10 protein-coding genes are annotated in these 12,248 nt (G+C 64.1%); 5 read left to right on the top strand and 5 right to left on the bottom strand.

What is annotated here, in order from left to right; translation table 11 throughout:
• The first annotated feature begins 101 nt into the window (after nucleotides 1-101).
• Together CO669_RS08060 and CO669_RS08055 are read left to right on the top strand one after the other, a co-directional pair.
• Nucleotides 102-581: a MarR family winged helix-turn-helix transcriptional regulator gene (locus tag CO669_RS08060; protein WP_198963891.1), complete on the top strand. Its 480-nt coding sequence runs from the start codon at nucleotides 102-104 to the stop codon at nucleotides 579-581.
• 46 nt (nucleotides 582-627) lie between these two features.
• Nucleotides 628-2,319: an FAD-dependent oxidoreductase gene (locus CO669_RS08055; protein ID WP_097659244.1), complete on the top strand. Its 1,692-nt coding sequence runs from the start codon at nucleotides 628-630 to the stop codon at nucleotides 2,317-2,319.
• Between the two features lie 22 nt (nucleotides 2,320-2,341).
• Here the strand turns inward: CO669_RS08055 and CO669_RS08050 are convergent, their stop codons facing one another.
• From CO669_RS08050 to CO669_RS08040, 3 genes are all read right to left on the bottom strand, one after another.
• Nucleotides 2,342-3,877, bottom strand: coding sequence for a glucosamine inositolphosphorylceramide transferase family protein (locus CO669_RS08050; protein ID WP_097659243.1), 1,536 nt, complete (start codon nucleotides 3,875-3,877; stop codon nucleotides 2,342-2,344).
• Nucleotides 3,878-3,905: 28 nt separating this feature from the next.
• Nucleotides 3,906-5,081, bottom strand: a complete 1,176-nt coding sequence (locus CO669_RS08045) for a glycosyltransferase family 4 protein (RefSeq protein ID WP_097659242.1) — start codon at nucleotides 5,079-5,081, stop codon at nucleotides 3,906-3,908.
• A gap of 238 nt (nucleotides 5,082-5,319) precedes the next feature.
• The gene (locus CO669_RS08040; protein ID WP_097659241.1) at nucleotides 5,320-6,666 is read right to left on the bottom strand and encodes a lipopolysaccharide biosynthesis protein; all 1,347 of its coding nucleotides are present in this window, start codon (nucleotides 6,664-6,666) and stop codon (nucleotides 5,320-5,322) included.
• A 466-nt stretch (nucleotides 6,667-7,132) separates the two neighbouring features.
• Here CO669_RS08040 and CO669_RS08035 point away from each other — a divergent pair, with 466 nt between their 5' ends.
• The gene (locus tag CO669_RS08035) at nucleotides 7,133-8,356 is read left to right on the top strand and encodes an FAD-dependent oxidoreductase (protein ID WP_097659401.1); all 1,224 of its coding nucleotides are present in this window, start codon (nucleotides 7,133-7,135) and stop codon (nucleotides 8,354-8,356) included.
• A gap of 28 nt (nucleotides 8,357-8,384) precedes the next feature.
• Here CO669_RS08035 and CO669_RS08030 read toward each other — a convergent pair whose 3' ends face one another.
• A complete protein-coding gene (locus tag CO669_RS08030) occupies nucleotides 8,385-9,521 on the bottom strand; it encodes a GNAT family N-acetyltransferase (RefSeq protein WP_097659240.1) in 1,137 nt (378 codons plus the stop codon).
• A 210-nt stretch (nucleotides 9,522-9,731) separates the two neighbouring features.
• On the opposite strand from CO669_RS08030, the gene CO669_RS08025 reads away from it, so the two are divergent.
• Both CO669_RS08025 and CO669_RS08020 read left to right on the top strand, forming a co-directional pair.
• Nucleotides 9,732-10,727 carry a Bug family tripartite tricarboxylate transporter substrate binding protein gene (locus tag CO669_RS08025; protein ID WP_097659239.1) on the top strand — a complete coding sequence of 332 codons (996 nt, stop codon included), beginning with the start codon at nucleotides 9,732-9,734 and terminating at the stop codon, nucleotides 10,725-10,727.
• 161 nt (nucleotides 10,728-10,888) lie between these two features.
• Nucleotides 10,889-11,344, top strand: a complete 456-nt coding sequence (locus tag CO669_RS08020) for a potassium channel family protein (RefSeq protein WP_097659238.1) — start codon at nucleotides 10,889-10,891, stop codon at nucleotides 11,342-11,344.
• A 49-nt stretch (nucleotides 11,345-11,393) separates the two neighbouring features.
• On the opposite strand, the gene CO669_RS08015 is transcribed toward CO669_RS08020, so the two are convergent.
• Nucleotides 11,394-12,077: a helix-turn-helix domain-containing protein gene (locus tag CO669_RS08015; protein ID WP_097659237.1), complete on the bottom strand. Its 684-nt coding sequence runs from the start codon at nucleotides 12,075-12,077 to the stop codon at nucleotides 11,394-11,396.
• Nucleotides 12,078-12,248 lie beyond the last annotated feature (171 nt).

The raw sequence follows: 12,248 nt of genomic DNA, 5'->3' as shown, positions 1-12,248 counted from the left end.
GAGCCGCTGCCAAGCCGCGCCGATCACCTGTCCGAGCGCGTGACGTCGCCTCTTGTGCTAGCTTCGCGCAACCTCGATCGATCGAATCGGAAGCAGATCTCGTGAAGGCCAAAACACCCGGCACCGTATCCGGCACCGCGTGGCGGCATGCCAATATCGGTCGCCTGCTCAACAATGCCGTGCGGCGCTTCGAAGGCCGCGTGCTCGAATTGATGAGCGAGAAGGGCCACGACGAGACACGCATCGCCCATGTCAGCCTGACCCGCAATCTCGATGTGGAGGGGACGCGGCTCACCGAGCTTGCCCGCCGCGCCTCCATGAGCAAGCAGGCGATGGGCGAGCTGGTCGATCAATGCGCCGAGCTCGGTCTCGTCGATCGCATCGCCGATCCGACCGACCGGCGCGCGCGCATCGTGCTGTTCACGCCGGCCGGGCGCAAATGGCTCGATGCGTTCCGCGATGCGGTCGACATCGCCGAGCAGGAGATGCGCGCCGAGCTCGGCAAGGCCACCATGGACGCGATCCTGAAGGGACTGTCGGTCTATGGCGAGCGGTTCGACACGCTCGATGACGTGATTTAGTCAGGTTACTTGACGATATCGTCAGGCTTCCTTACCATGCAGGATAATGCTGGTAGGGAGAAGCGTCTTGGAAACACGTCTGACGGCCGCGGTGCTCATCGTAGGCGGGGGGCCCTGCGGGCTGATGCTGGCCAACGAGCTCGGCCGGCGTGGCGTGTCCGCGATCCTGGTCGACGAGAAGCCGGGTACCGCGTTCAATCCGCAAGCCAACGCGACGCAGGCGCGCTCGATGGAGCACTATCGGCGGCTGGGATTTGCCGACAAAATCAGGCGCGAGGGCCTGCCCGCCGATTACCCGACCGACGTTGCGTATTTCACGCGCTATACTGCTTACGAGCTGGCGCGCTTCGCCTTGCCGTCATCGTCACGCGCGGGCGAGCTCATCAAGGGCATGTCGGGCTCCTGGAGCGCGGCGGAGCTGCCGCATCGGGTCTCGCAAAAATATGTCGAAGCGGTGCTGCGCCGTCATGCCGAACGGCTCTCCGGTATCAAGCTGAACTATGGCCACCGGCTGGTCGGCTACGTCGAAAGCGATAAGGGCATCGTCGGCGAGGTCGAATCTCTCGATGACGGCAGTCGCTTTCAGGTCCATGTCGACTTCCTCGTCGGAGCGGACGGGCCACGCTCGCACGTCCGCCAGTCGCTCGGCATCGTCTTTGGCGGCGAGACGGGGACGCAGCGCGATTTCATGGGCGGCCGGATGCTGGCCGTGTATCTCCGCTCGCCGGAGTTCTATGCGAGCATCCCGCATGCCAAGGCGTGGATGTACAATTGCTTCAACGGCGACCGCCGCGCCTTCATGGCGTCGGTGAACGGCCGCGACGAATTCGCGTTTCACACGCAGTTGCGACCGGGTGAAGACGAGAATGCGATCACGGTCAACGAGGCCAAGGCTGCGTTTCAGCGCGCCTGCGGTGCGCCGATCGCGTGCGAGGTGCTGTCGTTCCTGACCTGGACCGCCGGTCACGCGCTGGTCGCGAACGGCATGCAGCGGGGCAGGGTGTTCCTCGGCGGCGATGCGGCACACCTGTTCACGCCGACCGGCGGGCTCGGCTACAACACCGCGATCGAGGATGCGGTCAATCTCGGCTGGAAGCTCGCAAGCGTCGTCAAGGGCGCAAGCCCGGTTTCGCTGCTGGACAGCTACGAGTTCGAGCGCCGCCCGGTGGCGCTCCGCAACACCGACTATGCGCGGCGCTTTGCCGACTCCCTTGGTCTGTTCGCACCGGCGCCTGAGATCGAGGACGCCACGGATGAGGGCAATGCCGCGCGGCGGACGGCTGGCGCCTATCTCGAGCAACACGCCCGTGCCGAGTTCAACATCCCCGGCGTCACCTTCGGCGGGCGCTACGACGGCTCTCCGATCATCGTCTCCGATGGCACCCAGCCGCCGCCGGATGCCGCGAACGTCTATATTCCGAGCGCCTGTCCCGGCGGCCGGGCGCCGCATGCGTGGCTGGATGACGGCGCGTCCTTGTACGACATGTTCGGATTCGAATGGACACTGCTGCAGTTTGGCGAGATCGCTTCTGCTGTCGTCGCTGACGCCGTCCGTGCTCTCGGGGTCGAGGTAAGGCTCGTCACGCTGCCGGCATCCCTGCGCGACCTCTACGAGGCGGACCTTGCCTTGATACGTCCCGACCAGATCGTGGCGTGGCGCGGCAGCGCCTCACAGGTGGGTGCGATCGGACGCGTGCTTGCCCGCGCACTCGGACATGGCGCGACGGCGCGCGGTTGACGGAGAGTTTGAGCGAGCCGCGCTAGCGAACGGTACTCGGGCTGGTTCGTGGCGGCGCGACGGCCGACGGAAATCTGCGCGTGAGTGTGCGGGTCTTGGGTTGCACATGCGATCCGTCGATCACCTCGAGCCGGCCGCAGCGGTTCAGGGTGTGGAGCTTCCTGCCGGGCCATGCCGGTCCGGGCTTCAGCGAATGGCGAACGATCTGCCTGAATGTCGTCGGCGACAGTTCGACCACTTCCGCCAGTGCGAGCGCCGCGCCGTATCCATCGGCGCAGTTCTGAACCGGGCGCCACAGCTTGTCGTTGATCGTGACGAAATTCCCCGCCGGCCGCGTGCTCGCACGGTCGATCAGGACCGGATTGCTGGCGTGCGGCAACCAGGGGCCCAGGAGGTGATCGGCGTAATAGATCGCTAGCGAATCCGAGTAGCCGCCGGTTCCGTCGCGCCAGGCTCCGAACAGATAGTGCAGGCCGTTGTGCCGCGTGATCGTGACGTCGGCCAGCTCGAGGCCTGCAAGCAGCGTCGTGTGCCGCTCCCATTTGTCCGGGAATCGGATGCATTTGTAGAGCGCGACGTCCCCGTGGATCGAACTCTCCGGGATCATCCACAGCTCGCCGCCGTCCTCGATCAGAAAGGGATAAGAGAGGTGCCAGGGCTCCTCCAGCACGGGCAAGACCTCGCCGACCGGCCCACTGTCGGCGAACTCGACCGCGGAAATAATGCCTTTTCCGACGCGGTGGTCGAGATCCTCGAAGAAGACGAATGTTCGTCCCTGCCAGGTGATGGGAAAGGGATCGGCGTAGAAGTGGTTTCCTGGATCTCCCAGAACGTTCCAGCCTGGACCTGATAGATCTCCGGTCTGCCAGACGCCTGCGCCATCATTGAACCGCCATCCGACGTGCCAATGCGGAGCATAACAGCAGAGGCGATAGATCTCCTTGGCAACCGACACGGCAAGGCCGCGTGCGACATAGCCAACGGGGCCACGGCGCGGGCCATGTCCGACGGGGGGCGCCAGCTGCGGAACAATTCGCGGCCTTCCCGACAGAACTGCAGCGACCATGGTCAGGGTTCGCGCCATGACGGTTTCGAGCGCGCCGCTGAGGCCTGCGGCAATTTCTCCAGAGGGATGACCGCGATCGAGGACGGAGCCGTCAACCTCGTTGACGATGTCGATGACCGGCAGGTCGCCGGCCAGGATGGCGGCGAGCGCGGCGTTTTCGCCTGCAACGCCATTGAACCGCGGACGCAGATACAGCCGGCCGGAGTTGTTCGGATCGCGCGCGCCGCCGGTGAAGTCGACGATCACGTCGGCTGTCTCGGTGCGCGCCCGCGTCGGTTCCGAATTGGCGATCAGCCTGTTGGCGCCGCTGTGCCGGCCTTTGTGCAGCACCAAACGCTCGAGCTCGAACAGGGCGTCGAGACCTGCGGGCCGCGGCTCGGCCGTTGCCGCCCACGCGATTTGAACCGGAATATCCCGGCCGTCGATCGATAGCGTCTCGCGGCTCATCCAGCGCCGCGCGTATTCACGTTCACAGCGAAACTCGATGATCATGTCGAGCCCATCTATTCCAATCGTCCGGTCAGAGGACCTGGCCGAGAATTCGAACGTATTCCTCCACCATGGCATCTACCGAATAGCGCAACCGCAGGCCTTTGGCGTTTTGTCGCAGCTCGTCGCTCAAATGCCGGTCCGTCAGCAGCCTGGAGACGGCCGCCGACAGCTTCGCATGATCGGAGGCGTCGACGAAGAGGGCCGTCGGCTTGCCTTCGTAAGACAACACTTCGCGCAGGACGGGAAGATCGGTGACGACCGAGGGGACACCGGCGTTCGCGGCTTCGACCGCAGCCAGACCGAAAGTCTCAGCCTGGGTCGGGAACACGAACACGTCCAGGCAGGCGAGAAAGTCCGCCATCCGGCTCGGGGGGATTTCCCCGAGCAGATGCAGCCTGTCCGACACCTTCAACTCGTTCGCCAGCCGCCTCAGCCGGGCTTCGTCGGCGCCCTGGCCGGCGAGCGCGAGATGCCAGGACGGCTCGTCCGGCAGCAGACGAATGGCCGCATCGAGTCGCTTGTGCGGATGCAGCCTTGCCGCGCAGCCAAGCAGGACGCGGTCCGGCGGCAAGTCGAATCGTTGCCGTGCGGCCTCTTTCGACAGGGTGAGGGCCTTGTCGTCGAAGCCGTGCGGCACATGCACCATGCGCGACCGGTAGGCAGCGGGATAGCCCGAATATTCGCGCTCCATGTCCTTCGAATTGAGCGTGATGCAGTCGAAGAAGCCGACGCTGCCCATCACGATGTCGGCGGTACGAACCGGCCAGCTCATCGACAGCGCGGATGAAACCTGATTGGCGATGACAGGTGCGCGGCTGACGAGGCGCGTCACGCCGGCGCCGATGACGTTGCCGAAATGCTGGAATGTCAGAACGGCGTCGGGCCTGATCGTCCTGACATGACGCCCGAGCATCCACAGCATCCGCAGCAGCGCCAGCGGATTTCCCGGCCGGCTCGGCGCGCAGTAGAGCGTATCGGGCGGCTCGTCGAAGGAGTCCGACTTGCGGAAGAAGAACAGATTGGTGACGCGGTAGCCGCGCGCGGTCAGCCCGGCGCCGAGCAGCCTCGAGATCTCCTGCGCGCCGGCGTTCTCGGCCTGGGTCTGCGCGAGAAGCACGTGCAGCTTCGGCCCACGGCCATTCGGCCCCGCGGGTGATGTCGCGGTCGTCTCGCCCAATTCCTTGTTCGGCTGATAGTGGAGCACGGATCCCGACCCGCTAGAGAAACGAAATCTTCACCTTCTTAGCACCGTACCTATCATGCAGGCATCGTGCGAACACCGGCTAGAAACAAACGGAGTTAATGCACGGCTCGGCTGTCGAGATCGTTCGCGCAGCCATTCGACCGCTTCCCGCACGCTGCGCGGGAAGCGCGTTAACCAATCGGACTTGCGCGGCGCAGACGTACGGCCAAGGGCTGCAGAGCGACGCCGCGATTGCGGACTATTCACCGGAGTCGGCGCCGCGGACGGCATATTTGCCGCGCTTCAAGGCGCCGAAGCGCAAAAGCACGAGGATTGAAGGATCCACGCCCGTCCGCCGGCGGCAGAGGACGTTCAGCGCAATGGTGGCGAGCGCCAGCGACGCCGTGGCGGAAATCGCCGCGCCGAGCACGCCGAGCCAGGGAATGAGGACGAGAAATCCAGCGAGCCGCAGCGCGACGTTGGCGGCGACGACGGGAACATAGATCCGTTCGTGGCCGGTCAGCTGCAGGATCGCAGCGGACGGGCCGCCAGCGGCCTGGATGGCGGTTCCGATTGCGAGCACGATCAGGACCGAATGCTGCTCGGTGAAATGAGGTCCGAACAGGTTGAGGAGATAGGGGCCGCCGACCCAGACGGTGGCGAGCCCGGCGGCCACGCAAAGCGCGGTCACTTCCGCCATCAACCGCAGCGTTCGTTCGAACTCCAGATGGTTCTTGCTGAAATACAGCGAGGGAAGCCGGCGCGCGCCGAACGTGTACAATGCCGCCGACACCATGGCGAAGATGTTGGCGAGGCGCGAGGCGGCAAAATAGATTCCCGCCGTCGTTGGGTCGAGCATCCAGTAAACCAGGATGACGTCGAAATACTGGTTGGCGACCTCGAGGATGGATGCGAGCCAGAAGTGAAGGGCGCTCGAGTTCCAGCGGGATGTTTCGGAACGCGCAGCCGTGCCGCGCAGATCAGGCAGCACGCGCGCGATCGAGATGATCTGCGCCGCGAGGCTGACGGACATGGCAATGGTCATCACCGCGAACAACTCGGCGGGATCAAGCTTCCGGTGCGCGAGCAGCATGACGAGCAGGAAGAGGACGACGATGACCCGCCAGAAGAACTCGCGATTTCCCTCGCCCATGAGGATGCTGACCAACGAGCGTGCGACCTGGCTGCCGAGCATCACGCCGGCGTTCACCGCCGTGTAGGCCGACACTGCGAGGATCAGCACCCACCAGTCGCCTCTCATGTTCGCCGCGACGGCGATGCCGACAATGACGATCAGCATGGCGACCGAGGTGATCTTGAAGCTCGACAGCAGGACGCCTTTGGTGAGGTCCGGCCGCTCGCCGACCTGGTATTCGTTCAGGAAGCGCACCAGCAATGATTCCTGCCCGACCAGTCCGATGACGGCGGCGATCTGCGCAACCGAAAGCCAGGTCGCAAAGATACCGAAGCCGTCGGGCGACATCGTTCGTGCCGCCAGCGAGAACAGCGCAAACGCGAGCGCGCCGCTACCGACCTTGAGAAGGATGGTACCGACAACACCGCGCGTGACGTCACGCCGCAATAGCTGGAGGATGGATTCGATCATGGAAATCTAAGGAGCTGCTCTCTCCCGGCGAGACATGTTCCGGTACGGACGACAACCTAGCATGCCGAAAAACCCCGAGTGTTAATGGGCGTCGTCCAGGATCCCGCCGGCGATGACGATACCGCGGTGAAACCGGTTGCCTCACTGTGGAACATCGTCGTCCCCATTGTCCCAATTAGAGCAAGGCGCGGTTCGGATCGACCGGTCGCGCAGCGTGGCGACGACGGCCGGGAAGGAGAGATCTGCGGTTTGCCTGCGGAACGGCTCGCCGGAATCGGCCGCCACGCTGTCAAAAGCCGCCATTGACGGAGATTCCCCAGCAAGAGACGTGCCGGCCGTCGCTGGAAGGACCGGCCCTCCCGCTCGTTAACCTCGATATCGAGAAATCATCGCATTTGGCCCTGCGATGCGAGATCAGGCGGGAGAATTGCACGTGCGACTTTAGTTGACCGTGGGAGCCCAGATCATGACGGCGGATAGAACCGTGACCGAGCCGAATGCCGCAGCTGAACCTGCGCGTACCGTTGCGGACATCGCGATCGTCGGCGGCGGCCTTGCAGGATCGCTTGCGGCTGCGGTGCTGGCGCGGGCAGGGCATCGCGTCGCCCTGATCGAGAAGCGCGCGGTTCAACCGGACGAATTCCGGGTCGAGAAGATCGGTGGCCATCAACTGGAGTTGTTGCGCAAGCTGGGTTTCTTCAACGCGCTCGAGACCATCGCTTGCCGATACGATCAGGTGCTCAACATCCGGGAAGGCAAGGTGGTCGATGTCAGCGTCGGCCAGGCTTATGGGTTTCCCTATGCAGATCTCGTCGCGATGGCGCGCAGCCAGATACCTGACCCGTCGCGCCTGATCGTCGACGAGGTCACCGCGATCAGCAGCAGCGACGACGTCCAGCATCTCGAGCTGGCCTCGGGACGGCGCGTGACCGCGCGTCTCGTCGTGCTCGCGACCGGCATGGCGACGGCTCTCGGATACAAGCTCGGTATCAAGCGACGGATTCTGGCCGAACGCCACTCGGTGTCGTTTGGTTTCACGATTGCCAGCCAAGACGGCCGCCCGTTCGATTTCGAGGCGTTGACCTGCTATGGCGAGCGCACGGCGGACGGCATCGACTATCTCAGCCTGTTCCCCGTTCGCGCCGGCATGCGCGCCAATCTCTTCATGTTCCGCGACCCGACCGATCCGATCATGCGCGAGCTGCGTCGCGAGCCGGAAGCGACGGTCTTGCGTCTGCTGCCGGGACTGCGGACCTATCTCGGCGACTTCCGCGTCATCGACAAGGTCCAGAACTGGGTAATGGACCTGACCGTCGTCGAGGGACATCTTCAGCCCGGAATCGCCCTGATCGGCGACGCCTCCCAGACCAATTGTCCCGCGGCCGGCACAGGCGTCGCACGCCTGCTGGTGGACGTCGATCGCCTGTGCACCGAATATGCGCCGAAATGGCTCGCGACTCCCGGCATGGGCCTGGACAAGATCTCGCAGTTCTATTCCGACCGCGACAAGGTCGCGGCGGATCAGCAGTCGCTGAAGATGGCGCGCTTCCGCCAGGCCCTGACGTCGCGCGATGATATCGGCTGGGATGTCCGGCGCCGGCTGCACTTCCTGCGGCGCAGCCTGGCGCACCGTGTCGATCAGATGCATCCGGGCTGGCTTGGGCGCGTCCGCGGCGCGCTGCGCGCCTGAGATGTGCGCGTCTTCGTCCGCCGCCGGATCAGCGCGTAGGTGTCGGGGTGCGGGCGGGCAGCAGCCGCAAATCCGATAGCCGCTTGGCCGCCAGCTTCAGCCAGGGCGCCTGCTTCAGCGCAAACAGCGCGATCGACCCTGCGGTGCTGCCGACCTGCGTGACCGCCCACATCGGCGAAGGCTGCCCGCCGAACAGCTTCTTGTAGGGCTCGTCGCCGATGGTGAAGTCGAGCATCTGGTCTCCGCGCTCGATGCAATCGCGCGCCACCTGCTCGAACATCAGTGCGCCCAGGGACTGGCTCTTGTAGCCGGCAATGTCGAAGGCGCTCATGATGATGAGGAAGCTGCCCCGATGGCACAGTCCGAGCACGGCGGCGATCACCTCGCCGTCCATCTTCATGGCATAGAGGCGCACAAAGCTGCCGAGGCCACGGAGCGCGACGTCGGAATAGAAGCCGAAATACTCCGGACGCTGAAGCAGGTCTCCGTCGCCCTGCGCCTGAAAGCGCGGACCGCGAAACTTCTTCATCACTTCCAGCGCTTCGAGCAAGGTGGCGCTGTCGTTGCAGCATGAGAAGCTCAGCTCGCCCTTCTTCTGGAGCTGGCGATATTTCTTCGCGAGCTCCTTCTGATAGGAACGATCGATCGCGCTGGCCCGCCATTGCTCGTACGGTGCGACGAGAACCGTCGCATAGGCATTGGTGTCCATCGAGACGCGGCGGGATGCCGCCAGGAGGTTTTCGATCGGAAGCCGCGCGTCGGGCAGCTTGGTCATGCGCAGCAGGTCAAAGGGGCGAACGAGGCGCCGGATCTCCGCGCACGCTGCCGCATCGTCGAGCAGTTGCGAAAACACCTCTAGGCTGCAGACCGGTGCCAGATAGTCCGAGACGCGCAGGTCGGCGAACTCGACGGTCCGGATCGGACCACGCCGGATCCGGAGCAGGGGCAGCACCATCGCGAGGGCCCCCGTTGTGCGGTGGCGGACGACTACGACCAGAGGTGTTGCACCGGCATTCGAGGCAAGCCGGGCATAGAGGCTGTGCAGCCAGATCGGATGCTGAAACGCGGTGGCCGCCGAGCGATCGAACAGCTCGGCATATTCCGGAGACAGAAAATCGAACGATGGCTCGATGCCGACGTCGAACGTGTTGCTGGGCTTGTTCATGCGCAATCAAGGAAACCGGACAATTCGCGAAGATCGATCGAGCCGTAGCTGCGCTTTATAGCAGGGTCGTTTCGGGCTAGACACCGGCGGCGTGCGATTTGCATTAATGTGCGCAATCGCGTTGGTATCGTTACCAAATCCTTAAGTCCCGGAGCCGCCCGGCCTCCACAATCGTGTCGCACGCTCACCACGGTCCCGAATTCGCAGCCAATGACGCTCCTCTCGCGACGAGAACTGCTTGATAAGGCGGCCCGGATGGCGGCGCTGGCCGCCTGGCCCGGTGGCGCAGCCGCTGACGATTACCCCGTCCGGCCCATCCGGCTGGTCATTCCTTATACGGCCGGCGCCGCAGGCGATCAGATTGGCCGTCCCTGGGCCGACAGGGTCGCCCCGCTGCTAGGGCCGATCTATGTCGAGAACATCGGCGGCGCGGGCGGCGCGATCGGCTCCGCCGCGGTGGCGCAGAGCGCGCCCGACGGCTATTCGCTTCTGCTCGGGAATGGCAGCACGCAGGTGATGATTCCGTTGTCCTCGGCGCAGCCGGCCTACGACGGGGTTCGCGACTTCCGCGCCATCTACCGGCTGATCACCAGCACGCTCGCATTCGCGGTCCATCCTTCCTTGCCGGTCAACGACCTGAGGCAACTGATAGCTTTTGCCAGGGCCAATCCGGGCAAGCTTTCCTACGGCACTCCGGGCGTCGGCACCGGCAATCATCTCATCGGAGAGATGTTCAGGCAGCAATCCGGCCTTGCGGCGGATTTCGTCCACGTTCCCTATCGGGGCATGGGGCCCGCGACCAACGACCTGGTGAGTGGACAGATTTCTTCGGTGATCGCCGTGGTGTCGAGCCAGATCCTGCAACTGCACTCTGCGGGCAAGCTGCGGCTGATCGCGGTGACGAGCGATCATCGGTTGAGCGGCGCGCCGGAGATTCCGACGGTGATCGAGGAAGGCATGCCGGGCCTCGGATATGCCGGCTGGTTTGGCTTGTTCGCTCCGAGAGCGACCCCGGATGCGATCGTGGAGCGGATCGCCGCGGCGACACGCACGGCGATGAACGATCCTCATTTGCAGGAGGGCTATCGTTCCCAGGGTCTGGAGCCGGACCTCGATTCGGGCCCCGACAAATTTCAGCGCCTGGTCGAGGACGAGCTGGCTCGCCTTACTCCCATCGTCAGGTCGATCGGGCTCAAGCGCGGCTGAGATCGCGCCGGGCGCGTGCGAGCTACCACCGGCTCCGTGGCGAGACATCGCGTTCGTTGAAGCTCCATTGACCTGGATCAACCGTTGCAATGGTCGATTGGCGCCGAGTGTGGCGTGCGGATCAAGGCAGCCGGGGGCAATATGACGTCTGGGTTATTACCATGATGCTGCAGTTTCTCGTCGGCACGCTAGTGAGCGTGATCAATATCGGGATTCACGCGCTCGTGACGGTGGTTGCCGTCGGGATCGCGCGCAGCGCGGGTCTGCGTCATACCAGGCGACCGAGATTGCACTTGATGGGCGTCATGATCGCAACCGCCGTGGTGCTGATGCTTGCGCACATGTCGGAAGTCCTGACCTGGGCCGCGATCTACGAGATCGTCCGGGCTGCCGCTGCAGGCAGTGACTTGCTCTACTTCGCTTTCGTCAACTACACCACGCTCGGCTACGGCGACATCACGCCGGTCAGCGAATGGCGGCTGATCGGCCCATTGACCGCCATGAATGGCGTCCTGCTGTTCGGCTGGTCCGCCGCCATTCTTTTCGAGGTGCTGCGCAAGACGCTCGAGCATCTCGGACTGACCGAAGCGCCCGGCCCAGGTTCACGCCAGATCTGACGAGGCCGCAGAGCTCCCGATCGGTGGTCGACCGCGATCGGCGTTCCGTTCAAGATTGAAGATCGAGGCCGGCGAGCTGGGTCCGGTCGAGCAACACGATCTGACGCTGGGTGTTGCCGATGAAGCCGAGGACGCCGAGCTCGTGCAGGCGCGACAGGGCGCGCGAGACCGTCTCCAGCGTCAGGCCGAGATAGTCCGCGATATCGCGCCGCGACATCGGGAGCGCCATGACGCCCGCCGCCGTCAGCCGCTTGTCCATTTCGAGCAGGAACGCCGCGACCCGCTCCAACGAGGTCTTGCGGCCAAGCAGCAGCATGTGGTCTTCAGCATGCTGGAGATTGGTCGTGGTCATGCTGAGCAGGTTCTTGGCCACCATTGCATCGCTCTCGGCCACCGTTTCGAGACTCTGCCGCTTGATCAGGCGCACCGTGGTGTCGACGACCGCTTCCGTCGTGAACCGGTGCTCGGCGCCGTTCTCGAGGCCGAAAATATCGCCGCTGAGGTGGAATGCTCCGATCTGCCTGCGGCCGTCCGACAGCAGCTTGTAGCTTCGGACGGCGCCAGCCTTGACCTGATAGACGTATTCGGCGGGCTCCTTCTCACCGTAAATCTCTGTTCCCTTTCTGTAAGAAAATTCGCTCAAATTGACGAGCGCCCTTGAATCGCTGGTCATTCCGAGGTCGCGGAGGGAATTGGGGCGCAGTGCGGAATCGGTGGTGATGCGAACAAACATGGCAAAACCCTCAACTCATCGCCGAATTGATCCGTCGGACGATATATTTCCAAGCCGGGAATACGCCGCGCTGTCCCGCTCCCGCCGAGGTTGATTTTCGACCAAGGCGGTATTCCAATCCATTGTCCCTAGGTTCATTGTACCAAGGGGCAGCCCCGGAGCTTGGTGCGT

Origin of the sequence: Bradyrhizobium sp. Y36 (assembly GCF_002531575.1) — a bacterium.
Classification (GTDB): domain Bacteria; phylum Pseudomonadota; class Alphaproteobacteria; order Rhizobiales; family Xanthobacteraceae; genus Bradyrhizobium.
Note: the sequence above shows the minus strand (reverse complement) of the source record. Positions and strands in the feature narration are given on the sequence as shown.

Coding starts and splice junctions, on each gene's coding strand:
- CO669_RS08055 (WP_097659244.1), top strand. CDS start 628: ATGCTGGTAGGGAGAAGCGTCTTGGAAACACGTCTGACGGCCGCGGTG.
- CO669_RS08050 (WP_097659243.1), bottom strand. CDS start 3,877: ATGATCATCGAGTTTCGCTGTGAACGTGAATACGCGCGGCGCTGGATG.
- CO669_RS08040 (WP_097659241.1), bottom strand. CDS start 6,666: ATGATCGAATCCATCCTCCAGCTATTGCGGCGTGACGTCACGCGCGGT.
- CO669_RS08035 (WP_097659401.1), top strand. CDS start 7,133: ATGACGGCGGATAGAACCGTGACCGAGCCGAATGCCGCAGCTGAACCT.
- CO669_RS08030 (WP_097659240.1), bottom strand. CDS start 9,521: ATGAACAAGCCCAGCAACACGTTCGACGTCGGCATCGAGCCATCGTTC.
- CO669_RS08025 (WP_097659239.1), top strand. CDS start 9,732: ATGACGCTCCTCTCGCGACGAGAACTGCTTGATAAGGCGGCCCGGATG.
- CO669_RS08020 (WP_097659238.1), top strand. CDS start 10,889: ATGATGCTGCAGTTTCTCGTCGGCACGCTAGTGAGCGTGATCAATATC.
- CO669_RS08015 (WP_097659237.1), bottom strand. CDS start 12,077: ATGTTTGTTCGCATCACCACCGATTCCGCACTGCGCCCCAATTCCCTC.